Source organism: Amphritea atlantica (genome assembly GCA_024397875.1).
In the GTDB taxonomy this organism is placed as follows: domain Bacteria; phylum Pseudomonadota; class Gammaproteobacteria; order Pseudomonadales; family Balneatricaceae; genus Amphritea; species Amphritea atlantica_B.
The window spans coordinates 3,440,737-3,464,971 of sequence record CP073344.1; the positions used below are offsets into that span (position 1 = coordinate 3,440,737).

At 46.7% G+C, this 24,235-nt stretch carries 21 protein-coding genes and 1 tRNA gene; 10 read left to right on the forward strand and 12 right to left on the reverse strand.

Annotation, left to right across the window (positions count from 1 at the left end; translation table 11 throughout):
- Positions 1-29: 29 nt before the first annotated feature.
- Both KDX31_15905 and KDX31_15910 read left to right on the forward strand, forming a co-directional pair.
- Positions 30-2,231: a hypothetical protein gene (locus KDX31_15905; GenBank protein UTW02811.1), complete on the forward strand. Its 2,202-nt coding sequence runs from the start codon at positions 30-32 to the stop codon at positions 2,229-2,231.
- A gap of 916 nt (positions 2,232-3,147) precedes the next feature.
- Positions 3,148-3,486 (forward strand): hypothetical protein, encoded by a 339-nt coding sequence (locus KDX31_15910; protein ID UTW02812.1) that lies wholly within the window; start codon positions 3,148-3,150, stop codon positions 3,484-3,486.
- Between the two features lie 115 nt (positions 3,487-3,601).
- On the opposite strand, the gene KDX31_15915 is transcribed toward KDX31_15910, so the two are convergent.
- Complete coding sequence (locus KDX31_15915; protein UTW02813.1) at positions 3,602-4,099, reverse strand: Mov34/MPN/PAD-1 family protein; 498 nt, start codon at positions 4,097-4,099, stop codon at positions 3,602-3,604.
- A gap of 3 nt (positions 4,100-4,102) precedes the next feature.
- Complete coding sequence (locus KDX31_15920) at positions 4,103-5,794, reverse strand: ThiF family adenylyltransferase (GenBank protein UTW02814.1); 1,692 nt, start codon at positions 5,792-5,794, stop codon at positions 4,103-4,105.
- Between the two features lie 290 nt (positions 5,795-6,084).
- Between KDX31_15920 and KDX31_15925 the strand changes: the two genes are divergently transcribed.
- Positions 6,085-6,429, forward strand: a complete 345-nt coding sequence (locus KDX31_15925) for a helix-turn-helix transcriptional regulator (protein UTW02815.1) — start codon at positions 6,085-6,087, stop codon at positions 6,427-6,429.
- Positions 6,422-7,240, forward strand: coding sequence for an ImmA/IrrE family metallo-endopeptidase (locus KDX31_15930; protein UTW02816.1), 819 nt, complete (start codon positions 6,422-6,424; stop codon positions 7,238-7,240). The genes KDX31_15925 and KDX31_15930 overlap by 8 nt, the downstream gene beginning before the upstream one ends.
- A 305-nt stretch (positions 7,241-7,545) precedes the next feature.
- Here KDX31_15930 and KDX31_15935 read toward each other — a convergent pair whose 3' ends face one another.
- The 4 genes from KDX31_15935 to KDX31_15950 all read right to left on the reverse strand — a co-directional run bounded on the left by KDX31_15935 (position 7,546) and on the right by KDX31_15950 (position 10,504).
- Positions 7,546-9,072, reverse strand: a complete 1,527-nt coding sequence (locus KDX31_15935) for an IS66 family transposase (protein UTW02817.1) — start codon at positions 9,070-9,072, stop codon at positions 7,546-7,548.
- Between the two features lie 24 nt (positions 9,073-9,096).
- Positions 9,097-9,447, reverse strand: coding sequence for an IS66 family insertion sequence element accessory protein TnpB (gene tnpB / locus KDX31_15940; protein ID UTW02818.1), 351 nt, complete (start codon positions 9,445-9,447; stop codon positions 9,097-9,099).
- Entirely contained in the window at positions 9,447-9,740 is a 294-nt protein-coding gene (locus KDX31_15945; protein UTW02819.1) for a hypothetical protein, read from the reverse strand. Before KDX31_15945 ends, tnpB begins: the two co-directional genes overlap by 1 nt.
- 98 nt (positions 9,741-9,838) lie before the next feature.
- Positions 9,839-10,504: a hypothetical protein gene (locus KDX31_15950; GenBank protein UTW02820.1), complete on the reverse strand. Its 666-nt coding sequence runs from the start codon at positions 10,502-10,504 to the stop codon at positions 9,839-9,841.
- 73 nt (positions 10,505-10,577) lie between these two features.
- Here KDX31_15950 and KDX31_15955 point away from each other — a divergent pair, with 73 nt between their 5' ends.
- The 4 genes from KDX31_15955 (at position 10,578) to KDX31_15970 (ending at position 12,243) form a co-directional block, all read left to right on the forward strand.
- Positions 10,578-10,826 (forward strand): helix-turn-helix transcriptional regulator, encoded by a 249-nt coding sequence (locus tag KDX31_15955; GenBank protein ID UTW02821.1) that lies wholly within the window; start codon positions 10,578-10,580, stop codon positions 10,824-10,826.
- Positions 10,827-11,340: 514 nt separating this feature from the next.
- Positions 11,341-11,607, forward strand: a complete 267-nt coding sequence (locus KDX31_15960; GenBank protein ID UTW02822.1) for a transposase — start codon at positions 11,341-11,343, stop codon at positions 11,605-11,607.
- Between the two features lie 153 nt (positions 11,608-11,760).
- Entirely contained in the window at positions 11,761-12,036 is a 276-nt protein-coding gene (locus tag KDX31_15965) for a hypothetical protein (protein UTW02823.1), read from the forward strand.
- Between the two features lie 130 nt (positions 12,037-12,166).
- Positions 12,167-12,243, forward strand: a tRNA-Arg gene (locus tag KDX31_15970).
- A gap of 300 nt (positions 12,244-12,543) precedes the next feature.
- On the opposite strand, the gene KDX31_15975 is transcribed toward KDX31_15970, so the two are convergent.
- Positions 12,544-13,503: a diguanylate cyclase gene (locus tag KDX31_15975; protein UTW02824.1), complete on the reverse strand. Its 960-nt coding sequence runs from the start codon at positions 13,501-13,503 to the stop codon at positions 12,544-12,546.
- Between the two features lie 306 nt (positions 13,504-13,809).
- On the reverse strand, positions 13,810-13,989 hold the full coding sequence (locus KDX31_15980) for a hypothetical protein (GenBank protein UTW02825.1): 180 nt from the start codon (positions 13,987-13,989) through the stop codon (positions 13,810-13,812).
- Positions 13,990-14,370: 381 nt separating this feature from the next.
- On the opposite strand from KDX31_15980, the gene KDX31_15985 reads away from it, so the two are divergent.
- A complete protein-coding gene (locus KDX31_15985) occupies positions 14,371-15,441 on the forward strand; it encodes an aromatic ring-hydroxylating dioxygenase subunit alpha (protein UTW02826.1) in 1,071 nt (356 codons plus the stop codon).
- A gap of 273 nt (positions 15,442-15,714) precedes the next feature.
- Entirely contained in the window at positions 15,715-17,424 is a 1,710-nt protein-coding gene (locus KDX31_15990) for a sigma-54-dependent Fis family transcriptional regulator (GenBank protein UTW02827.1), read from the forward strand.
- A gap of 63 nt (positions 17,425-17,487) precedes the next feature.
- Here KDX31_15990 and KDX31_15995 read toward each other — a convergent pair whose 3' ends face one another.
- The 4 genes from KDX31_15995 to KDX31_16010 all read right to left on the reverse strand — a co-directional run bounded on the left by KDX31_15995 (position 17,488) and on the right by KDX31_16010 (position 24,195).
- A complete protein-coding gene (locus KDX31_15995) occupies positions 17,488-18,450 on the reverse strand; it encodes an oxidoreductase (GenBank protein ID UTW02828.1) in 963 nt (320 codons plus the stop codon).
- Positions 18,451-18,763: 313 nt separating this feature from the next.
- Positions 18,764-20,074, reverse strand: coding sequence for a DUF1329 domain-containing protein (locus KDX31_16000; protein UTW02829.1), 1,311 nt, complete (start codon positions 20,072-20,074; stop codon positions 18,764-18,766).
- Between the two features lie 30 nt (positions 20,075-20,104).
- Positions 20,105-21,697: a DUF1302 domain-containing protein gene (locus KDX31_16005; GenBank protein UTW05419.1), complete on the reverse strand. Its 1,593-nt coding sequence runs from the start codon at positions 21,695-21,697 to the stop codon at positions 20,105-20,107.
- A 50-nt stretch (positions 21,698-21,747) separates the two neighbouring features.
- Complete coding sequence (locus KDX31_16010; protein ID UTW02830.1) at positions 21,748-24,195, reverse strand: MMPL family transporter; 2,448 nt, start codon at positions 24,193-24,195, stop codon at positions 21,748-21,750.
- Positions 24,196-24,235: the final 40 nt, after the last annotated feature.

Consider the following 24,235-nt stretch of genomic DNA (forward strand, 5'->3'; position numbering starts at 1 on the left):
GACAGTTGTAATTTTATGGGGTATTTACCATGAGCATCGAGCTGCTTAAAGCCCGAATTGAAGAGGGTCTTCAGAGCAAAGAAAAAACTGAGCGCGGTCGATTTACACACCACCGCACCGCTCTTAACATCCTGCTTAAAAAGCAGATTGTGAGTGAAGCCGATCTCACTCTGGCGCTGACTTCAGACCTGAACAATACCCTTTTCAACTTGCGAGCCAAGCTAGAAAGTGAAGGCAAGAGTGATACGCGCAGCCCTCTGACCCGTGTTCGCCGTTTAGCTGAATTTTACTCCGCTATAAGCAACATCAATGTGGATGCACTGTCGTTCACGGAGACCCTCCAAGCAGCAGCAAAAAGAAAGTATGGCGATCGCCTGTGGACTGGGCCAATCACCCCTGAAACCCAGAAAAAGATCAAAACGGCTTACATCACTTATCGTGAAGTCGCTAGGGAAATTATCAGCGCAGCTATTGCTTCATGCCCCGAAGCCTGGGTAAATGTTAAATCTACAACCAATCCGCCCGGCCCGTTCGGAAGCGCATCTAAAGTGCTGCGAGACTATCTCACAGGCGAATCGATCCCTGCGGAGAGGGTTCCTGACATCCGGATCCACTTTATAGAGGGTTTCTTTCACCTCCCTCATAACACCCTATTAAACAAGATCTTACGGAAGGTAGACCACAATAATCGCGGACTGAGCAAGTCAGAAAAAGATCTTTCGGCAGTCAATCGCAAGAAATATAAATACACTAAGCTGAGTGCAGATCTTCATAAAGTCTTTGATGAATACTGCGCCTATAAGATCCATGGGGCACAACCAGTGCTTGCTAACATCCCAGACTCCTTGCGCAAAAGCGAGTTCTTTGAGCAGAGAGCCAAGGTGCGTGAAAACAATAAGCGCAGCGAGGTTTGGACGAAAAACTCAAAAGAGCTATCTGGCTCTGCAAGAGCATTTCATACTGAGCTGCTTGGCTTCCAGGATTATTGCATTCACAACGAGAATACTCCGTTTGAGGCGGTCGGCAGCAAACACCTCACCGACCCTCATCTTTTGTCGAGAATGTCTGAATATGCATCTACATTGGAAACCGGTGGCAGCAAATACGGCAGAATCCTGAATTTTATTAAGCGCGGCTGCGAAAAACAGGGATATCTGAGATTTTGCGCCGATCGAGGTGAGCGCTCCATGGATCAGTTTGCTGATTGCCTTGATTACATTCTGGAGGAGTACCCAGCATGGCTAGATTCCACCAAAAAATCGGTCGGTCAACGCGGTAAAGCAGGCATGAAAGGTAAAAAGAACGTTCAGTTCTTGCTTAAAATGCCTTTCATGGATCGCAGAAAAGCTATGTACGATGCCAGCTGCTGGTTAATGCAAAGGGCTGAGTCATTTGCATTGGAAGCAAAGCATAAAGCCGAACTGACAAAGGATGCCAAAGGCTCTGTTCATGCAGAAAAGCTGAAAAAAAGCGCAGCAGCCAAGATCCGGAAGGCTCTAACATACTCCCGTGCAGCCTTGATCCAAGAGATGGCGTTTTGCAATATCCCTCGTGAGGGGAATCTCACCGAGCTTAAGTACTACCCTTATGCTCGTTCGCAAAACGAGCGATTTTCAAGCCTCACCTGGCTGCGACAGCGCAACCGTTTCCGGCTTTACATTCCCTGCCATGGTGCATCGATTATCAATCCCGATAACGGCAAGACGTATCGTGTCCTAAAAAATGCTGAAGCAAAAAATGCAGTGGACATTGATATTGAGCTGCCAGAAAACCTAACTCCCCTGATAAAAAAATATTTAAAAATCCGGGAACAGTACATCACCCTGGATCTGATTCCATTCGGCGGATTGAGTAACCCCGTGGATATGGAATTTTTCTTCCCATGGCGCAGTATCCGTGATGAGTCGATCAACAACCCAGAAATCGCTTCACTGAGACGGTTGTTTATCGAGGTACCAGCCAAACTCGGTGACTCTTTTAGAAGTATCACATACCAAGCCTACGTTCATACAGCCCCTGAAGAGAAGCAGCAGGGTATCAACATTCACGGACTGCGACACCTCGTTGCTGAAACTCATCTCGATGAATTTCCGGGGGATTTTGTTGGTGCGGCGGCTAAATTGAACGATGACCCCGAACAAATAATAAAAACCTACGGGGATCGTAATCGATCTAAAGCAATGCGTAGAGTTGCGGAATCCGAGCAGGTTGGATCAGACTTTACCTACTGATTTTGAACGACCGTCCGGCGCTGCCGGGCAAAACTTACCAAGTGTTCTTCCGTCCATTCGTATGTATAAGTGTCTATCACATTAAGCTTGATTTACTAATTTTCACTTCGAGCACGAATTCCCTTAGCCAAGATTCCTGCCAGCACCGCTGGTATCACTAGGAGCGGCGAAATCATCATTCCTTCTTAGAACATGTCATCGGATCTTATGTGTTTTCCAATCATCGAGAACACACCAAAAAACAATAATGGCCCCAAAGGCCTCTTGTAAGTCGCAGCCTCAGTTTGAGTAATATTGATCTCAGGTATCATAAATCCCCTACTCCCCTTGGCCGAGTAATCCATCCATCGATACTGCACAAGCTGTAACAGTCATAATACTTAATATCAAAAGCCAACTAAGTCATTGAAATAAAATAACTTTACAGACTTAAATCTTAATCTACACTAGTAACAACTTGGAGTTAGTTTCTTTGCCATGAAGAGGCAATGGGGGAGTTGAAAAGTGAATACCGATCACATAGAGAGAGAGAAAAGGGGATGGAAAACCATCTCATTGATTCTGTTTACCCTCGGTCTACAGTCTAACTTTCATAAAAGAAGGCTCAGAATATGCTTCAGCCCCGATGTCCGACCTGCGGTAATTCTCTGGAACGCACCACCCTTAGTGATGAACACGAAGATGAGCACTATTCGGATACGGTTGGAGAAAGTCTATTTGAAAACCCTAAGCACATATCCGCCCAGGCCCCTAAAACTGGCCTGCTCGTGTTGGTCAAGGGAACAAGACGCAATGCTTATGTGCAAAGAACACAGCATGGAGTTCCAACAATGGATAATTAGTGGAAATCTATTCACCTCAACTGAGCATTACATGTCCACACTACAAAATCTGCTTACACTGTATAGGAATCCCAATGAGCATGAATGAAACTACCCTGCGAGGGTGGTACCTTATTTCTTTTACCGATGCGCCGCCTCCCAAAAACCGGGTACTCTGGGGTATTATCGAAACTGATTCACGAGGACTTAAGCCGGGGTCCTGGGTGTGCAGCTCGTTAGTAATAGACCAGACCGACGATAAGATATTCATTACGAAAAACACCTGCTATACCACCCAAGGCTTGGGCGATGAAATAAGTCTACCAGTCAAAGCCCTGATTGAGCTAAGGCAGGGTGTCAGCCCGGAGGAGTGGCAGGTTTATGAGGACTTTAGACGCCAAGGCTACAAGATCGAAATCGAATCAGGGCAGTAATAGTAGATTCAGATAAACTGAGTAGAAAGTGCCAATTGGATTTGGGAAGCTTTCTGCTTCCAAGCTCCGCCAAACCTTCAGGTCATATCATTGACTGTTAATCGGGCATAAATATTCAATCGATGACACAGTCAATTTTTTCATAATTACAATATGAGAAAGGCCAAATTGAACGTCGACCTTTTACAAACCTAACTACATTGACCGTCCATCTTGATGGTATTTCAGCAAATATCATCATAACAGGATAAGGGCATTTTGATGCTTTAGTTAGAGCTACTTTCGTTAAGGTTCGTTTGTCAGCAGAGCTTAGTTCGGATGTTGACTTTGGATGTGAATGCCAATCACCAAGATATGTGATGTTACCAGATGATTCTGTATAAATTTTTGATATTTTTTGTAATTGAAACTCTTGATCCGGCTCAAAACTCATTCTTTTGTGAACTGAATTTTCTCCACAAGGTATAAGGTAGGTAACAACAACATCACCATTAGATCCAGTATATCCCATAAGAACACCGCCTGTTTCATAAGGATGCCAGTGTTCAATTTCACTTATAATTTCGTCATGGAGTTCTTTAGGTAGCCACAACTTATTCGGGGAATATTCCATTATTTAAATGTTGTATGTTATCCAATTTGGCGCTAAAGGAAGATTTGTCTTCTCGTCCCAAAGATTAAGAACTGCAACATCCCATTCGAACTCTGGATAAGCATTCGACTCATCAGCTAAGAGCATAGATATGCAAACTCTAGATGCCATCAACGAAATATTATCTAAATCAAACCCTGTACCTGTAAAGGTAGGGCTGAAGCACCCCTTAGGTTGTACTTCGGCATTCTTTTCTCCAGGGGGCGATTTTATTTCATTAGCATGTATTTTATACGAAAACTTTTTCCAAACGTCTCGTTTATTTTCTGAAGACTGTTTTCCCACAATGCCACCCCAGGCTCCATCAGTCGCTGTTGCCCACATATATGACTTATTTAGTCTTGCACATACTTCTGACAAATAAAGGCTGACATTTGTTTCTGCCGCGCAATCGACCACAATATCAGCATCCTTTATCATATCTACTAAGAAGTCATGACTATCAATTTTTTCATGCTCTGATGTATTAACGTAGGGTGTGACGCCAATTTTCATATTTACCGGATGACATTCGACATAAGGAAAAGCTCTAAATATCAATTTCCTTATTGCTTCCGCTTTGTGGAAACCAATAAATTCGAATGCTGGCACCCATCTTGATAAATTACCAGCTTGTAGTATGTCGCAATCTATGACTGTCAGCTTCTTTATTCCGGCTCTAGCCAGTTGAAGTGCGACTTGAGACCCGATCGCTCCAACACCAATTAGTAAAACTGATTTGCCATCAATCCCATTAAGTCTTGGCACACGAGAGTTAAGGTTGTTTTTCGTGTAAAAGTCAGCACGTACCAAACTAGTCAATAACTCATATTTTTTCTTGGTTTTTTTGATTCTTCTTCTGACAATGAATGCCCAGTTTGTTTCTACTTTATCGCGAGAAGTTTCTTCCGGAAAAGCAAGAGCAATGATGTCAACGCCATGGCTGCCATAATTCGGTGTTTTCAGTGCTGGAAGCTTACTGACTGCAAATTCTAATAATTCATCTGCTGTTGCAACACTTGGTGTTTTTTCAAGATTCAGCCATCGGATACTCAACTTTTTGGGGAAAAATTTCTCTATTGAATGACCTGATTGAGCTTCGTTTGCTTTTTTAGGTGATTTGTCTAATGACAATAACCCTCTAATTGCTGGAATGGTTTGACTGGGCTTAATGCTTTGATTTACTCCTAAAGTGGCTAATCCTGAGATTTCATCGCAAGGTAATTCAACATCCTCTACAAATATCACAGAATTTGGTTCATATATCATTTGCCCACTAATCTGATAGCCCTCGTCTATTTCTTCATCAGACATCGTTGTGGGATTATTGTGTATTTCAAGAATCTTGGGGATTTGTTGAGCGATAGTAGTTGCTAGTTTATCTGATGGGTGCCATTTAGACTGTTCATCAGCAAAGAGGCATAATCCTTTATCAACAGGATGCAAATGCCTACCTGGAGGAAAATTCTCACAAGAGACTTTTACTGAGAAATACGGGTAGTTAGGTGGATACTCGCATCTTAAATTAAGTACCTCACCTTCAGCCACGTACTTCACCAGTATAATCAGCCGTCCTTGGCTTTTCATAGGTTCATCAATTTCGTAGTCAAAAGCATGTTGATTAAGCGATTCAATCTCATCTTCAAATACAGAAGGGTTATCGATGTACCAAGTCATTTTCTATCCTACTGGCCGCTGAGGTGGCTGAGGTGGGACGTCAGGTCGGCCATGTCCATGGCCATGACCTGGATTTTCAGGCTTCCCATGCCCTTGGCCTGGATTGTCAGGCTTACCCTGACCGCTATGGTTATTACCGCTCATTTTAAATTCCTTATATTCAGTTAGAACAAAGACCTGAAACAAGAGTTTGAGGATTCCTGATCCAGTTGTTATAATTTAACGTAAAATAACAAGCTTGTAAACCCAAGTTTAAGATCATCTTAAACTCTAGTTGTAGGGATAATACAATGAACAAAGCAAACTACATTGCACAGAAAATAAAGGATTTAAGAACCTCTATTTCATGGTCGCAGTCGGAGTTGGCAAGACAGTCAGGGGTAACCAGCGCAGCAATAAGCAAAATTGAGCAAGGCGGTAGAATCCCATCTATGACTGTTACTCGAAAAATTGCAGATGCCCTAAAGGTATCAGTTGGCGAGCTAACAGGCGATGAATCCCCACCATCAGAAGAAGTAAATGAAGAGGCTCAGGCTTTTTTTAGGAAATTTGGAGATCTAAAAAGTCTAGAGGAGCGAGATCAAAAGCTGATATTGGAAATCATCAATAGTATGAAGGATAAAAAAAATGCCTAACAAAGCTGAGGTTGAAGCTGAATCGTTATTTGAAGACTTTGCACTTGACTTGCCTGTATGCCCAATTAGTGTTTGTGACAGTATTTCTACTGCTAAACATCCTGTTACATATAGTGAAGTTGATTTTACAAGTCAGAATATATGTGGCATTTCTATTGGTGGTACAAAAGAAACAAAAATAATTGTAAACAAGAATATAAGTAATAATGGTAGAAAACTTTTTACTTCAGCTCATGAGATTGGTCATGTAATTTTACACATTCAAACCGGCAAAAACTCAAGCTTCGAATGCACAGAATCCGATATTAATTGTAAAAATCAAAACACATTAAAGTATGAAAGAGAGGCTAACAATTTTGCCTCATCACTACTCTTGCCGTCGTCTTACATCATTCCTATTGTGAGACGTAATGATATTACCTGGAGCCTTGTTGAGGAAGTTGCTAACAAATGTTCTACCTCACTTGAAGCGACAGCTAGAAGGCTTGTTAATTCGTCCTATGATAGGACCGCATTAGTCATCCATAAAGATGGAAAGATGTGGACCCCAGTCAAAAGTAGGAGTTTTCCTCTTTATATCAACTCGCTAGAGGTACTGCCCCCATTGATAACCTATGATGATACGAATAAATTCCCCGAACATTTGGATACCTGTCTACTCAATGAGTTGATTGATTCCTCCGGGAATCAAGGTGGTATGCTGTCCTATAGCTCTATATTTAACAGGGAGTACAACCGAAGAATGACCTTAATCACTTTGCTTGAATTTGAAGAAGATGATGAGTCTGAATGGGATGCTCCTAAATTTTAGCATTCAGATTATCTATTAGGCATTGATCTACTAAAAAAACTCACAATTATTTATGAGGTTTAATTCCATCAATGAGCAATGCGCATACTGGATCCACGAATGCGTCCCGGCTTAACCTCACCTCGCTATTTTCCAGCTAGCATACCGGGCCTGACAATAGATATTTTCTCCATAAGCATGACTAGCATTCTACGCAGAATGCATAGACACACCTTCGGTGTAGATTAAGCCATAGGGTAATAAAGGATCACAGCCTTCGAATAGTCCACTCTTTTGAAATCTGAACCTGGATCGTTTGTAAGCGGTCAGTTAACAGCGTCTTGCAAAGTCACATTCCAGGGTAGCAGTACCTCGATTTGATCGATGCGCTTCGCTTTAGGCAGCTGCTCAAAGATATAGCGGAGGTATTGGTAAGGCTCCAGCTGATTGGCTTTCGCCGTTTCGATCAGACTGTAGAGGTTGGCGCTGGATTTAGCCCCCGGCACCGTGGCGCTGAAGAGCCAGTTTTTACGGCCAACCACGAAGGGGCGGATCGCATTTTCCGCCGGATTATTATCAATGGCCAGACGGCCGTCTTCCGTGTAAACGGTGAGCTTATCCCAGTTTTTATCCAGATATGACAGCGCTTTGCCGAGTAACCCCTTGGGTAACGTGCTGTGCAAGGTATTATCCAGCCAGGTCCGGATCTTCTGAAGCTGCGGCACAGCCTCCTGTTGGCGGACTTGATACCGGACCTCCGTACTTTCGGCTTTGATCTTTTTCTCGATGGCGTACAGTTTGCCAATCAAGCTGACGGCCATATCGGCCTTGCCCGCTTTTTTATTTTTGCCGGCAGTCGCTTTCTGCGCTTCGATAAACTTACGACGGGCGTGCGCCCAGCACCCTAATTGCGTGATGACTCCGTTCGCGCCCACGGCATTGTAGCCGGCGTAGTCGTCGGTTTGCAGGTAGCCTTCATACCCCGCCAGTAATTGACTGGCGACCTCACCCCTACGGCTGTCCGCATAATGAAAGAGCCGTACCGGTTGCGTGGGTGGCCCGCCGACCCGCACCCACATATAGGATTTGCTGGCGGCGTCTTTATCGGGCTCCTTCAGGACCTGCACGCTGGTTTCATCGCAATGCAGTACCGGATAAGCCAGCATGCTGTCTTCCAACAAGTTAAGTAGCGGCTGGGTCAGTTCACCCGCCTTGATCATCCAGCTGGCCAGAGTGTTGCGGGGTATCTCGATACCGGAACGGTTCAGTATCGCCTCTTGGCGATACAGCGGCAGTGCATCCTGGTATTTGGCGGTCACAATGTGAGCTAATAATCCAGGGCTGGCGTTGCTTTTGGGAATGGGTTGCGGCGGCAGTAGCGCCGTTTGGACGCCGTCTTCACAGGTAGGACAGGCGTACTTTTTACGTACGTTGACCAGCACCCGGATCTGCGCCGGGATAATGTCCAGTTGCTCGCTTGTGGTTTCTCCGATCTCGGTGCGCTCATGACCGCAGGGGCACTGTTTTTCAAGCTCGGATAGATCATGTTCGATGCGTACGCGTGGTAGGCCTGCTGGCAGCGGTTTGCGGCCAGGTTTAGCCTTCGGTGTTTTGAGTTCAGTTTGTGCTTGCTCCGCCTCACTTTCGGTAAGGTATTCCTCAACCACCATAGACAGTTCAGCTTCATTGAACATCTCCTGCTGGTCGGGAGACTTTTCGCTGCTGGCACCAAACTTCTTGAGTTTTTGCAGGCGCAGGGATTCTTCAAGCGCGGCGATACGATTCGCCTGCTGCTCAATGATCCGTTTGAGGGCCTCCGGGTCGTTTGGAAGCTGTTTGTTTGCCGCGCTCATAGCGCGGATTTTAACACTGAACGGTCAGCTGACCGAGTCAAAATACAGGGATTGATGGGGACGATTGTTAAAAATATCGAAGCCATCCAATAACCAGTTCAGCTCCTGACCGGTAAGGCTGAGCGTGTCATCAGACTTGGGCCAGCGGAAACGCTGTTTCTCCAGTCGCTTGTACCAGACAATAAAGCCGTTGCGCTCCCAGCACAGCAGCTTGATTTTATCGCGACCGCGATTGCAGAACACAAACAGGGCTTCCATGCTGGGAGACAGCGTCATTTCCTGCTCAACCAGTACGGATAAGCCATCGATGGATTTACGCATATCCACGGGCTCAGCGTACAGGTAGACCTGTATGCTGTCAGAGGGGCGAAGCATCAGAGGTCCTCCCGTGCTACTCGATTCAGCAACGGCAGCACATCAGCCAGGGCATGAATAGGTACTTCCAGGCGGACGCCGTTGGGCAATGACACCCTGGCCTGGACGTTTGGCCCCAGATCGACCGGGATGAATTTATTGCTCCGCTTGGGTTTGCTCAGGCGGGTGCGCCAGTAGCCGAAATTGGCGAGTTTCAGATCATGTTGTTTGCAGTACTCTGGCTGAGAAAGTCCGCTCTGCTGCCAGCCATCGATGTGCTTTTGCCAAAAGGTGCGTTTTTGTTCAGTCGTCATGGAATTGCCCTCTATTATTGTGAGAGTGCAGGTTAGCGGGCAAATCGCAAAGTTTTTAGATGGGGTTTATCGACCGCTTACGATCGTTTGCTGCAATATCAATTAATGAAAATATCATCCATTAACTTAAATAAAGCCCTATCATCAGGATCACCATAGTAAGGTGGGACTGCCACCGTCCGATTGGTAATGTCTACCAACTCTGGTTTTGCAGTAATCATCCAAACGTTATTTATACCCAAATCATTGTGCTCACAAAAATGCCCAAGTGATTTTTTATAACCTTTCTGTGTTTGAATGCACTGCTTTCTAGACCAAGAATACAAATCCATGCAGACCCCTGCCCCTTCTGCACGTTTATCACTATAGTCTTCAGCATCAGGATCTCCCTGTGCAATAGACAACGTAAGCAATAACGATTCAATAAACTCTTCAGTTACACTTGAATAAATTACTGGGTTTGCATACCTATGTAATTGAACCAATAGCTCTATTGAACCAGGTCTAGCCAGAATGGAAAACTGCATTGTCGGATCACGATCATCAATGGCAACATCAATACATCTTCCGAGCCACTCAGGTTTTATATTCGCAGGTCCACCTTTCCGCATGTGTGATCTTTTATTTACAACATATAAGAGCGTGTTATCTAAATCCAAGCATACTGTAGGAAGTTGATCACTATGCGAAGGATTTCGATCGATAATAAGCTCTTGGATATCGACTAATTCTTTCGGTTTTTGCCTTATAGAGCTAAAAAACATTTTATTCCACCTCGGAAGCATCCAACCCAAACTTGTCCCCAATTCGGGGACAAAGTATCACGTCCCCATATCAATGACAATGATAAAACATGTCCATCATCCGAAGTACAAAGCGCTTGTTGAATGGCTAATTACTGCACGTAAAGAGCAGAAGCTGACTGCGCGCCAGCTGGCAGCCTTAATAGATGAACCCTTTCAATTTGTAAGCAAGATAGAAACGAGGCAGCGAAAGCTGAATGTTTTTGAATATTGGCAGTACTGCCGGGCATTAAACCTTGATCCGTCAGAAGGTTTAAAAATAATGGGAACTGCTGAAGATTAGCGGAAACGGCCTTAAATATTTCGAGAGTCCAGATTGAATCTATGATAAGGCCAGACGCCTTATAGGATAATTTCGGGCGAGAATCTATAGCATTTGTACGTACGCCTCCGCTGATCCCATCGGACCATTGCAGCCAGCCAGTAACCCGGATCTTCGTGCGCGCATTGTCCTTGCGAACACCCTCAACACTATCCTAGTCTACAAATGGATCCGCAACACTTGGCGTCAGGAACATCAGACCAGCCTACTTTGATCCGCTGCCAACATTACCAGTGCCATCTACCTATCATAGCGCAGAACGAATTCGAATCAAGATTCCGTGCCGGTGTCGGTATGGAGGGTCGCCGCTCAAACCTAGTCGAATAGATCAAAACCCGCGACGTTCAGCTACAACCACTGATCGATGCCCTGCGCGAGGATTTTGTGAAAGATCACATCTAGATACCGATGAGCCCCCTGTCCCGACGTTGGCACTGGGCACCACAAGGCTTATAACTGGGCCTATGCGACCACGTTGAAAGCTATCATCGATAATTACAGCGGCTGCAAGCAGGGTTTCGCCAAAGACATTACGGATATCAACTGCATAGCCCACGCCCGACGCAAGCTCGTCGACCATCATGTCGCTAACAAGAGTCAGATCGCCGATCGAGCCGTGGAGAATATAGAGCAGCTCTATGAGGTCGAACGAGAAGCCCGATCTCTAACGCCTGAAACCCAATGGCATCTGCGTCAAGCTCGATCGCGTCCCATCGCCGATGTCCTGCATCAGTGGATGTAGGACATGGACAGAAGACTCCGAACGGCACGGCGACGGCAAAAGCACTGACTACTGCCAGAAGTACTAAACCGCACAACGCGTTATCTGGACGATGGGGCCATACCAACCGACAACCAATCGGGTAGAGAATTTGATCCGCCGCAGGGTACTGGGTTGGTAAAACTGTCTTTTCGCGGGATCCTACTCAGCGGTAAGCGTGCAGCTAATATTATGAGTTTAATCCAGTTAGCAAAACTGAACGGCCATGAACCTGAGTATTACACCGCAACCCTGAGAGGCTTAAAAACTTTTGGAGGTTACTTCAGTGAAGTGAATCTGCTCGTGATCCCGATTATTCTTGCGATGTTTAAGCTGCTGAAGCGTGACCCGCAGTATATGAAAATGCTTTCTGAGCAAGCGGAGGGAAGGCTTAAAACGGAAAGAAAGTGATTACAATCACATTCCTCGGACACCCGCAGAAGTGCCCCCAAGCCAGACTCTTACGAATCCTTTTACAAGCGTAATGAGCTAGTACAAGGCTTTGACAACGGCCCCAAGGTTTGACACACTCTCGCCACGTGTCCCTGTAGCTCAGTTGGATAGAGCGTTTGCCTCCTAAGCGAAAGGTCGCAGGTTCAACTCCTGCCAGGGACGCCATCCAACACCCTTCACTGCCCGCTGTTCAAATATCCGTTTCATTAAGAATCCACGGTACTTACCACCCATTATCTGTTTTTTACAATGATCCTGACTCTAAAAAAATACTATTTTTAATACTACTAAAACAAACACGCCACTTAAGGCGTTGTATTTATTGAATTTTATTATTTTTACTTTTATATAACAATCCCCTCCTAAGGCTTAGATAGGGGTTCGAGTCCCTTCGGGGAGGCCAGTTCCTGATCCTGGCCTTTGAGCTATCAACGAATACGAATGATTCCTGAAGAACGCTCCCCGCTAATAGCAGGTACGGTTTCTGCCACTGCGCTTAGCCTTATAGAGCGCCTTGTCCGCTTTTGAAACCAGAGATCCTGTACTATCACTGCCCTCGGCGTACGCCACCCCGGCACTCAGGCTCACATTAACAACCTGACCCGTGGCGGTTCTGAAAACCACTTCTGATAATTCTAACCGAAGCCGTTCCACTGCCGTGAATGCATCCTGCAGCTCTACTTGCGGCATTATGATAGCGAACTCCTCACCACCATAGCGATATGCACTATCTACGGAACGCAGATGTAATTTGATTAAAAATCCTAATTTTCGCAGAACCTGATCGCCAAACGGATGCCCGAAGTTATCGTTCAGACGCTTAAAAAAGTCCAGATCGAGCATACAAAGAGACAGAGGCTGCTTATAACGACGCGACCGTTCCAGCTCTGTTCCTAGCTCGTTATAGAAATGTCGTGAGTTATACAGCTGTGTTAAGTCATCAACCTGACTCAGTTCACGATAGCGTTTCTCACGCTCGGTTAACTCAAATTCAGCTTTCTTACGATCTGTTATCACCACCAGGGTTTCGATAGCACCAATAAGATCATCATTTGCGTCTTTGATTGGAGAAGCTGTAAAGGATAACCACTCGCCCCCTTTACCAATATCAGGAAAGAAGTCCTCCGCCATAATAGCGCCCTGAAGCACATCGGAAGGGTGATATTTAGCTGCGTAGAACTGATCAAGGTCTGGTGTTTGCACACCGTCGACAATCAGGTCTGCCATAGTAGGTCGTTTACTCTTATAAAAAGGCCGCCACTGGTCCTGAGTACCGACGACATCACGACTACTCAATCCAGAAGCGATCTCGAGCGAAACGTTCCAATGGGTGATAACGTGATCATTATCGATAATGAAGGCCGGAATCGGAATGTTATCAAGCAGATCTTTGACACCGATTCCATCTAATTTTTTTTTTGACACAGACAGATTGCTCTCATTCAAATTACAACGTTGAATACAGAATCGAGCATTCAAAAACTTTGATTGTTAGTCCAATTTTGATTCATCGAAGAAGTATAAAGAAAGAATATAAAGACGCCAATTGTACCTTAGGTCAACACTGGCTGCCCCTGTAGGGACGACTGAGCCGTATCCCGATGACTCACTATAAAGCTAAAATGTGATTGCAAGAATGCCCATTAAAGGGGACCTAAAGATCAGTCAGTTAAAATATTAATAATCTACAGCAGTTAATGACCCTAGGCGTTGATCGCGTGAGGAAAGGCGCTACTCATTACTCATCAGTAACTCATGTCCCACCACTTCATCGATAACAGCATAAGGGATGCGATACTCTTTCTCCTCATATTTAACCAATGCGTAGTCATAACACATTTTCAGAATAATACAGTTGGCCACCTGGCCATCCTTAATGACACGTATAATATTGCGATTATGAAGCAGCATACCCAAACCTTTCAGTCACTCAAGCCAGCCCGTTACCTTATAAACAAAAAACATACCGCGCAAGCGTTCTGCTCATTACGCTACATACGGCAATAACGAATAAATCGTTTATTGACAATACGACACGCTCATAATGATTGAAATGATGCATCCACTAATGCAGCCCAATCAATAATGAACGATTACAATCAAAAACATCTGACCAACTTCCTACCTAAGTAAGATTATTATTTGCAATCAAACACTTACACAAAAAGGAACAGTTCATGCATTCTATACCAGGCTATCAATGCTGAACGTAAATAACGCATAGCGGTTTTTGCATTCAAAAATATATTGCACCTTTTCACAATAAAAATAATTTTTTAAAGGAGAGACTCTATGTCTGATCAGAACACTCCATATCTGAAAAACACCTGGTACGTCGCTGCACTTTCAACTGAACTTGATAAAGATTTGCTATCCCGTGTATTACTGGATACAAAAATTGTTTTCTATCGCAAAGAGGATGGGACTCCGGTAGCACTACTTGATCGATGCCCGCACCGTTTTGCCCCACTGAGTATGGGTAAACAATGTGGCAATGATGTTGTATGTCCATACCATGGCCTGGCGTTCAACTCAGAAGGAAACTGCACCAGCAACCCCCATGGCAATAAGCGCATCCCCACCAAAGCTAAAGTCCCATCATTCCCCCTGATGGAAAAACATGGGTTTATCTGGATATGGATGGGTGATGAAGTTGCGGACGAAAATCAGCTCCCTGATTACACGACACTGGACACAGGTCACGACAATGCAATCGCTTACACCTACATGAAATGGCCCTGTCATTACGAACTCATTATCGATAATGTCATGGATCTGAGCCATGTAGATCACCTACACGGAGAGATCATCACTACCCGTGGCCAACTTTCTCCACAGATACCTAAACTGGAAGAGAATGCCGGCCAGCTTGCAGCCTCATGGGAGTGGAAACAGACGCCACCCATGCTGATTTTTAACGATTTTTTACCGGAGCCAGGCAAAGAAGCTTCCCATCGGGTAACGGTGACCTGGGCAAAACCGGCCAATATTCAATTATCGATCGGTTGTAGTCAGGGAAACCAGCCGATCACTTTTGAAAGCGAAGAGTCGGTCTCACAGTACGATCTCCACGTCTGTACCCCCGAGAGCGAAAACTCGACCCACTACTTTTTTGTCACCCGACGCAATCATCATGTCGAGGATGCCGAATATAATCAGATCAAAATCCAGAATATGCATGCCGCATTTGAGTTAGAGGATGGTCCGATACTGAATGCGGTTGAAGAAGCAATGGAGACTCCGGATTTTCTCAGCCTCGATCCGGTTCTGATCAGTAGCGATGCAGCCCCTGTCCGGGTTCGCAGAACCCTGAAAGCACTGATTGAAGAGGAGCATAAAACTAAACTGACTCTGGCCTCATAGCCATTATTGCACTGTTCACTAACTGGCTTTAATGTGAGTTAAAGCCCGTTTTAATATCACATCTCCTGTCTGAGATCTGAATATCTGCGCCCGCTATATTATCGCTGTAAACAGCTCCAAGACTCTGTGAGCACTTATCACTCAACCAGTTTCCACTCTGCTGCATCTCATTCAACCCCTCTTTACCGGAGAATTAGCTATTTGATTGATATCATGCAATAACAATAATGTTGAATCGCTTTGATTGAAGATCATCAGCTCATCGGAAGCACTATGTCCAGAAAACAGAAAAGATCCGCGGCACGCCATACAGCGGCAAAGAAGCTTACTGAACACTTACGGCTCTCTCCCGATAGTGGGCATATCACCCTGTTTAACCAGCGCATGCTACTCATGCATGGCTTTTCCCTCTCCGAATTGAGAAAAGAGATCATAGAAAGACTGGGGATGACCACAGCCAGATCAGTCTTCACGCGACTGGGCTATCAACAGGGGATCGAAGATTACAACCGTGTCAGAGCACTGTATGGCGATGACCCCTATCTGAATGTAACGCTTGGTCCCGCTTTGAGGGGGCTTGAGGGTTATGTTGTCAGTGATGCGATGGAGATCCATATTGATCAGGAGAAAGGGGAATTCTACGGCGACTTCACCTGGTTAAATTCCTGGGAAGCCCGATCTCATATTGATCAGTTCGAATCAAGCGCTGTATCGGCCTGCTGGATGAACGTGGGTTATGCCTCAGCTTATGCCACCGGTATCTTCGGTAAACCTGTACTGGCCAGAGAAACCGAATGTATCGCCATGGGTCACTCGCATTGCCGGGCTATTATGAAGCCTTTAGATGAGTGGGAGGATACATTCGAGGATCTGGCGTTCTTTCAGGTAGAAGATTTTGTAGATCCACCAATCACCAACCGCAGCGGTACCCAAAAAAGCAAAACCCATATTCCCTTTACACCTCCGGTGGAAGATAAAGAACTGGTGGGTGCCTCTGCCGCATTTAACTCAGTAATCTACCTGTTGAAACGGGTTGCTCAGACAGAAACAACCGTGCTATTTCTGGGTGAAAGTGGTGTCGGTAAAGAGCGTTTTTCCCGTGCTCTGCACGCAATTGGCCCCAGATCCCAGCAGCCGTTCATATCAATTAACTGTGCCGCTATTCCCGATAATCTGATCGAATCAGAACTGTTCGGCGTTGAAAAAGGAGCCTTTACCGGCGCAACTGCATCTCGCCCCGGACGCTTTGAACGAGCCAATGGTGGCACTCTGTTCCTGGATGAAATTGGTAGTTTGCCGTTTCATGCCCAAGGCAAATTATTACGGGTTTTACAGGAAAGAGAAATTGAAAGAATCGGAGGCACTGAAACAAAACATATTGATGTACGCGTCGTCACTGCAACTAATGAAGACCTCCGTCAGGCTGTCAAAGAGGGGAGTTTCAGGGCCGATTTGTACTACCGCCTGAATGTTTTTCCTGTGCGTATTCCACCGCTAAGAGACAGGAGAGATGATATTCCGTTATTGCTCAATGTGTTCGTTGCCCGCTTTACTCAGCGAAGTAACAAATCGATCAGGGGAATCACTCAACAGGCACTGGATGCTCTGTGGCACTATGACTGGCCCGGCAATGTCAGAGAGCTGGAGAACTTTATAGAACGAGCAGTTATTCTGGCCAATGATAATGAGCCAATCGATATCCACCATCTGTTTACCTCAGAGGAGCTGCCTGACCTTAGAATCCAGCCACTTCAGCAGGATAAGCCCAATAGTGAGCAACCCATTGAGGGTGCTGATAATACCAATGAATTAGTCAATAAGCTCCTCGATCAGGGGGAGACATTTGCCGATATAGAACAGGCTATTATCGACGCCGCTCTGATTCGACATAATGGCAAAGTCACTGCTGCAGCAAAACAACTGGGAATTGGCAGGGGTAAAATGCAATACCGGATGGCAAGAAACAAACAGAGCGATAGCTAGTACCGCCCGGTTTTCTGGTATTTAAGGAAAGCTATCTTTCCGTTCAGGTATCCAATCGAGAGCCTACAGATCTAACACCAGTCGGGGCGACCTGGATCGTGAGCAACAGGGCAAAAACTGATCATTCTTGCTGCGTTCCTCATCATTGAAATACAGATCCCGATGATCCGGAACCCCCTCCAATATACGGGTAATACAGGTACCACAAACTCCCTGCTCACAGGAATAATCAAGCTCTATACCGGCATCGGCCAATGCTTCTAAAGCCGTTTGCTCTTCGGCAACATGGATAACTTTTCCGGAGCTTGATAGTAAAATATCGAACGCTTCACCCGAAGCTGAAGCCGGATCCGCGCCAAAATGTTCAAAGTGAATCTGCTCTGAAGGCAGACCATACTGTTCAGCGGTAGAAGCAACGAAGTCAATAAACCCTTTTGGCCCACAGACGTAGATATGAGCATGCCGTTCTAATGTTTCAAATATGGCATGGATATCGAGTTTCTGATCTTTGTTACTATCATCAAAGTGAAACACCACCCGATCAGCAAACTGACTATCACGCATTCGCCCGGTAAACGCCGCGGCTGATTCAGCCCGGGCACAATAGTGTAATTTGAACTCAGACCCGGCAATCGAGAGCCGCTCAGCCATACATAATATAGGGGTTATGCCGATACCGCCGGCAAACAGAACACTGTTATGAGCTTCATGAGCCAGCTCAAAATGATTTTTAGGGGCACTGATCCTGAGGATCGAGCCAACCTCTACTTCATCATGGATAGCAATAGATCCCCCACGCGATTGCGGATCACGCAATACCGCGATCTGATAGAAATGACTCTCAGAAGGCTCATTACACAGGGAGTACTGACGAATCAGTCCCGGTTTTATTTCAACATCGATATGTGAACCGGCACTGAAAGACGGCAGAGCTTCATCATCCAGACTGATCAGCTTGAATGAGTAGATATTATCCGCTTCCAATATTTTGGCAGCGACCTTTACAGAGATCATTGTCTCAGCCATTTTTCACCCCATAGATTAATGACGTCCTGCGTCCGGTGACACAAACCCGTCTGAACTGATATCGCTTTGATTCACCCCTCTAAAAAATACCATCCCTGGCAAAAGAGTGCTCAAGCTGAGTGCTGATAAGCACTAAGGGAATCATAAATTGTGATGGCAGACCTTGCCGGATTGCACCCGAACGGATACAGCAAAGTACATGTGTCTGAGAGCGTTGTAGCGGCTAATGAGCCAAACCCTCTTTCCAACTACCACTCTATTTTGACTGTAAAGAAGCGGAGCTATCCAGAGCCCCGCTTAGTGGACCAGGTTCTTACCGACCGGAAGCTCGCAGGTTCTGCACGGTCATCTTGCTCTCGGGTGTTAGCTCAGGATCAATGATTCCTTTAAACTGCCCCGTAGTGCAGTGTTGCGCCTGCATATCAATCATCGTAAAGGAGTCATCAATCGAGACACCACTACCCTTGTTCTGCGGCAGGTGATGATCCGGATGCGCCTGACCAATACTAAAGCTCTTCCAGATTGACCCATTTCTGTCGTAGGTTACCGTACGTGGAATGGTAAATGTCTGCGCATCAATGAAGTGCTGACGTTTACTGATCGGATGGTTGGGATCAAGTGGTTCGCCTTCAAGCTGATACACTTTACGCAGCTGCCAGGTCACATTCTGGAAGCAGCCCCCCTTACCGCCAAACGAAATCATCTGATAGCCATCATCGTCCTGATGAATGTCAGCATCCAGTGGCATATCGTTGTGGTTATACATCGGCAGCAACATGTTGCGGGTACCTTTATAAGTCCACTTGTTATCCGAGATACGGCCGTTATACCCCTCGAAGTCTTCAATCATGATATCCGAGCCCAGGAAGGCATCGGTTACCTGGCCGGTTGACAGACGACGAACGCGACGCTGAAAGCCGAGATAGAGGTAGGCGTTATCACGCTTAAGGTCATCCTCAAAGCGCTGAATCAGTAGCTGAGTGTTTTTCACATCAAACGGTTCGAGCACCTGAAGATAGGTTGCCCGGAACAGATTTGATGGGTTTGGCGTGATCGCCGGAGCCGGCTCCTGCTGGGTACGGTGGGTGAAGTTCAGGAAGTTAAAGTTAAACTTCAGCGTCCGCTCAGCCTTGCCGCTGTTCATATCCCTGAAGGTCCAGTAAAACGGCCAGATCGCCGCTGAATCGCCCCAGTTGTAGCCATACTTGAAGTTCCACGCAAGCTTTTCACCCGCACGAGGATCATCCATGGATGGCTCCTGAGGGAACGGGCGGCCAGCCACCGAACCGCTGATTTCACCGACCTTATCGCCCAGCCTGACATCGTTCATATACTTGCGGGTCGCTTCGACATAACTGTTATTCAGATCGAATGAGCTGGTCGCTCCCACTTTTATTTCGGTATCTCCGGATTTGATAAAATCATACATCGCCGGATCAACAATCTCTTTAAACTGATCGACATTACCCTGATTGATGATCATCCCTGCGCTCAAGCCCTGGTGGGTTGGCACACCATTCTTGTAGGGGTTAAATGTATTTTGCACATCCTGCTCAGTCGCAGCCATTGCTGAAGCAGACACAGCCGTCGTCAGCGCCAGAGAGATAAAGGTTTTATTAAACATAATGACTTACCTTCTTATCGTTATTTTTGTTTAGAAGCTGTAACGGAGTGTCAGCTGAAATTCATCTTCCTGATTGGCAACACCAATCGGACCATTGAGGAAACGCGCCAGAGGCTCTGTCTGGCCACCCGCTGCGGCTCCGCCTGCTACAGACCATGGGAAGGTTTTCTTGCCACCCTCTTTAATATTGAAGGCCGCATTAATCTTCCAGTTATCATTGATCAGATAGTCAATACTGGGGGCAATTGCTGTGGCTTCAGCCGCGAAGTCATGGGCAATAATGATCTGCGGGCTGAGACGGTTATTCATATAAAAACCCTTGAATAACAGCGTTGCTATCCAGTTATCCTTCTTGTTGGGCATATCTCTTTCGTGATCCAATATATGTTCACCGAACAACTGAGTGGATAACAGGAACGCACTACTGGTTCCAAGTGCAGGGATGATGATGTTTTTATCAAAACCGACCACATAGCGCAGCATATCGGTTTCCTTGTAACCATCGGTATCGCGGGCTAACTCTTCGCCCTCGGTGTAGGCCACCTCAAGTCGCCAAACCGCATCCTGATCCATCGAATAATAATCGATCGAACCACCCAGCAGGTTGACCTCAGGGAAGTGGATATCAAACAAGCCGAAGTTGCTGCCCGGTCCACCTAAGGCATGGATTGAAGGCAACTGTTGACGATAGTGCAGTGCGTTCAGGGAGAAGGTGGTATCACCATAAACACCCTCCCACTTGGCACCAAACTGACTGTTTCTCAGCGACCAGTCATAGTCAACCACATCATTGATAACGTAAGGTCCACCACCATTAATGCGCGAAGCAAAGAAACAACCACCATCAAGAATGGCGTAGGGCTGACCACAGGTGCCTAAATTACTCGGACGGAATTTATCGATATTCCACACCAGCGAGAAGTTGGAATCATCAAACACCTGATCCGGTCCCATCCGCCACTCAGCGGTGAGCATCCACTGGGGAATACGAATATCTTCCAGCTCGTCATAGATATTATGGCGGGAATAATCCACCGGATTAATGACATCCAGGACACGGAACAGATCGGTCTTACCCCAGACAACCTGTTGCTTACCAAAACTCAGATTCAGAATGGTACCGCTGTCCAGCTGCTTATCGGCACTGATATAAAACTCGCGAATAAAGTCCAGCTGATCATTAAAATCAGGATAACGGGCATCATCTTCCGACTGATCCATATAGCCATCAAGGTTGTTACACAGCTGTGGATCATTGTCACACGGGAATGGCGTTCCGGGCGCCAGAATCGCGGTTGAGGTGTCCTGACCATGCCAGTTTTCACCCAGATAGTTTGCCTGAGCATCTTTACTGAACTCGTCACTGTTGAGATCGTAAACACCATCATAGGTGGCGCGCAGCGTACCGTTGATTGAAACATTGTCCCAGCTATCGGTTTCCAGCTGTTTGGAAAACTCTGCCTGAGCGGTATTGCGGAACTTAGACAGGCCTACGCCATCGCGGACATAGGTCGCATTTTCCACGAAGCCTGCCCATTCAGTATCAGCCGCAACCGCTGTTGTACTGAACCCCAGCGACATGGCGGTGACTCCCATAGCCACGCCGGCAGCCACCTTATTCATCGTCATTATTATTGTTTTCGACATTTTTAACCCCTTTCAGGTATTGGTTTTTAACAAACTGGTGTCTTAACGCTTTCATGTGAACGATCATCACCACCCAGAACATCCGCGTGGATCACACCATCCTCATCTTCATAGGCTGCACAGATAAATTTTGGTTTGAACACCAGCACCCAGGCAGGTACCAGTAACATGGCTGCGGCACCATTGAGTATCACCATCACACTCAATAGCAGCGCAGCATCAGACTGGAAACGCAGATCCGAAAGCACCACCCACATCACGATTCCGGCAATCAGCGTAATCGCGGTGAAACTCACCGCCAGACCGGTGGTCCGGATGGCGGTACGCACCGCAGAGCTGAGGTTGTGTTGCAGCACCATCTCCGAGCGGATTCGATCCATCATGTAGATTGAGTAGTCAATTCCCACCCCGACCCCGACAGCGATGATCGGCACGGTGTTGATATTGATCCCCATCCCGGTGACGCCCATATAGGCATAAGTCAGTGTGGTGGCGAACATCATCGCCATAAACATCATCATGCCGGCCTGCAGTGAGGTGTAGAAGAACATCACCATGGCGAAGATCAGCAGGAATACCAGCGGCAGCACCCAGAGGTTGGTTTCATAGGCGGCTTCATTCATGGCGGCGGTGACACCGATAGTGCCGCCCGCCAGGCGGATCGTCAGTCCATCCACCCTGCCCTCGTTAGCGTCAATCCACTGTTTAGCGGTATGGATCGCCCGGCGGATGGTCTCGCCCTGATGGTCTTTGTAATAGAACACCAGATTGGCGATCCGCTCATCGGTATCGACAAACTCATTCAGGGCACCGGGGATCGGGCTGGACATCATGTAGGTAAACATCAGACCACCGACATACTGGGCATCACCGGGGATCTGCATCCAGCGGGGATCATCGTTGTGCAGCAGACGGTTCACCTGTTTAACCAGATCGGGTATCCCTTTAGCCCCGCCGACATCAGGATCCATGAGCATGTGACGTTCCAGGTCCGCCAGCGCTTTCAGCACTTCCGGGCGTTTTATGCCACCTTTTTCGCGGGTTTCCGCGACGATATACAGCTCTTCCGAACCCGGAAAACTGTCATTAATCGCACCGGAGGAAACGTTATAGTCGTGATCCTGGTAGAGAATCGGGGAACCGGGCTCAGATTCACCGATCACCACCTTAGAAGAAGCGTACCAGCCACCAACCAACAGCAGTGCGCCGATCAGCAGTGCATTTTTGGCCGCCTTACGGGTACTGATCAGATCCGCACAGATATAACCAACGTTACGAAATAGGTTATGTTTCACTGCATAATTTTTCGGCTTTGGTAACACCGACAACAGCATCGGCACCGCCAGCAGTACGGTAATGATGATCGACAGAGCCCACAGAGAGGCATAGTGTGCCAGCTTGGTATTCAACGGTATGGATCCGATTGCTATCAGCAGTAAACCGATCGCATCGGACACCACCCCCAGGCTGCCCGGACGGAACAGATTTTCAAAAGTCTGCTGCGCCGCTTTGTGATGATCTGCGTGCTCATTCAGTTCCAGATAGTAACGTTCGACAATCTGAATACCGTGAGACATCGCCCGGGCTGAGATCAGGAAGGGAATCACCAGTCCCAGTGGGTCAAGGTTGTAGCCAAACAGGGAGATAATTCCCAGTCCCCAGATCGTAGACACCACCACGGCAGCCAAAGGGATCAACACGCCATAGGCTTTACGGAAATAGAACACCAGCAGCGCAATCATGATCAGCGCGGTAAACATAAAGATCTGAATAATCTGACCCAGATACTGATAAGCCCAGCCCACCAGCATCGGCTGTCCGGTCACATGAATCTTAAAACCTTCAGCGCCCTCATCGGTGCGCATCTGCTGAATCGCATCAAAGGTTTTAACGTAATCCAGCTGCCCCTCGTTAAGCTGCGCTTTCACCAGCGCCATCTTCATATCAGGGCTGACCAGCGGGCCATAAACACGGGGGTTAGCGACGACATCCTGACGCAGCACCTCCAGCTCAGCCGCGCTCATCTCACTGCCCTGAGGATCATAGTAAGACTCGGAATTTACGTTACCCTCCGGTGTCATCCATACCTTGCGGGAGTTGCGATGGGTAATACTGGCAACCAGGTTGTGGTTGATTCCCGGCAGGTTATCCACAGCCTGAGTGATGCGGTGAATCCTCGACAGCGCTTCGTTGCTGAAGATATCACCGTTTTCAACCTCAACACCGACAATCACCACGTTCGCGCCGCCAAACGACTCCTTAATCTCGTTATGCAAAACGATATAGGGGTGTTCCTGAGGCAGCAGATCGGCAAAATCAGAATACATTTTGACGCCGGGAATCTGGCTGGCAAAAAACAGTGTGACCATCAGGATCAGCCCCAGCACAATTTTAGGGCTGTTAAAAATCCGCTCATCCAGGTTATGCAGAAGATGAGTGATCTTATGGGATTGTGCAGATGCTTTATCAGACATATCCGTACTTCCAGAAATTATTATTATTTAAATCAGCCTG

What these genes read in the sequence shown, in the direction of transcription:
- KDX31_16010 (UTW02830.1), bottom strand. Translation starts at nt 24,195, where the DNA reads ATGTCTGATAAAGCATCTGCACAATCCCATAAGATCACTCATCTTCTG.
- KDX31_15920 (UTW02814.1), bottom strand. Translation starts at nt 5,794, where the DNA reads ATGACTTGGTACATCGATAACCCTTCTGTATTTGAAGATGAGATTGAA.
- KDX31_15935 (UTW02817.1), bottom strand. Translation starts at nt 9,072, where the DNA reads ATGAGCGCGGCAAACAAACAGCTTCCAAACGACCCGGAGGCCCTCAAA.
- KDX31_15955 (UTW02821.1), top strand. Translation starts at nt 10,578, where the DNA reads ATGACAATGATAAAACATGTCCATCATCCGAAGTACAAAGCGCTTGTT.
- KDX31_15915 (UTW02813.1), bottom strand. Translation starts at nt 4,099, where the DNA reads ATGGAATATTCCCCGAATAAGTTGTGGCTACCTAAAGAACTCCATGAC.
- tnpB (UTW02818.1), bottom strand. Translation starts at nt 9,447, where the DNA reads ATGCTTCGCCCCTCTGACAGCATACAGGTCTACCTGTACGCTGAGCCC.
- KDX31_15980 (UTW02825.1), bottom strand. Translation starts at nt 13,989, where the DNA reads ATGCTGCTTCATAATCGCAATATTATACGTGTCATTAAGGATGGCCAG.
- KDX31_15930 (UTW02816.1), top strand. Translation starts at nt 6,422, where the DNA reads ATGCCTAACAAAGCTGAGGTTGAAGCTGAATCGTTATTTGAAGACTTT.
- KDX31_15985 (UTW02826.1), top strand. Translation starts at nt 14,371, where the DNA reads ATGTCTGATCAGAACACTCCATATCTGAAAAACACCTGGTACGTCGCT.
- KDX31_15910 (UTW02812.1), top strand. Translation starts at nt 3,148, where the DNA reads ATGAGCATGAATGAAACTACCCTGCGAGGGTGGTACCTTATTTCTTTT.
- KDX31_15945 (UTW02819.1), bottom strand. Translation starts at nt 9,740, where the DNA reads ATGACGACTGAACAAAAACGCACCTTTTGGCAAAAGCACATCGATGGC.
- KDX31_15990 (UTW02827.1), top strand. Translation starts at nt 15,715, where the DNA reads ATGTCCAGAAAACAGAAAAGATCCGCGGCACGCCATACAGCGGCAAAG.
- KDX31_16005 (UTW05419.1), bottom strand. Translation starts at nt 21,697, where the DNA reads ATGAATAAGGTGGCTGCCGGCGTGGCTATGGGAGTCACCGCCATGTCG.
- KDX31_16000 (UTW02829.1), bottom strand. Translation starts at nt 20,074, where the DNA reads ATGTTTAATAAAACCTTTATCTCTCTGGCGCTGACGACGGCTGTGTCT.
- KDX31_15905 (UTW02811.1), top strand. Translation starts at nt 30, where the DNA reads ATGAGCATCGAGCTGCTTAAAGCCCGAATTGAAGAGGGTCTTCAGAGC.
- KDX31_15925 (UTW02815.1), top strand. Translation starts at nt 6,085, where the DNA reads ATGAACAAAGCAAACTACATTGCACAGAAAATAAAGGATTTAAGAACC.
- KDX31_15995 (UTW02828.1), bottom strand. Translation starts at nt 18,450, where the DNA reads ATGGCTGAGACAATGATCTCTGTAAAGGTCGCTGCCAAAATATTGGAA.
- KDX31_15950 (UTW02820.1), bottom strand. Translation starts at nt 10,504, where the DNA reads ATGTTTTTTAGCTCTATAAGGCAAAAACCGAAAGAATTAGTCGATATC.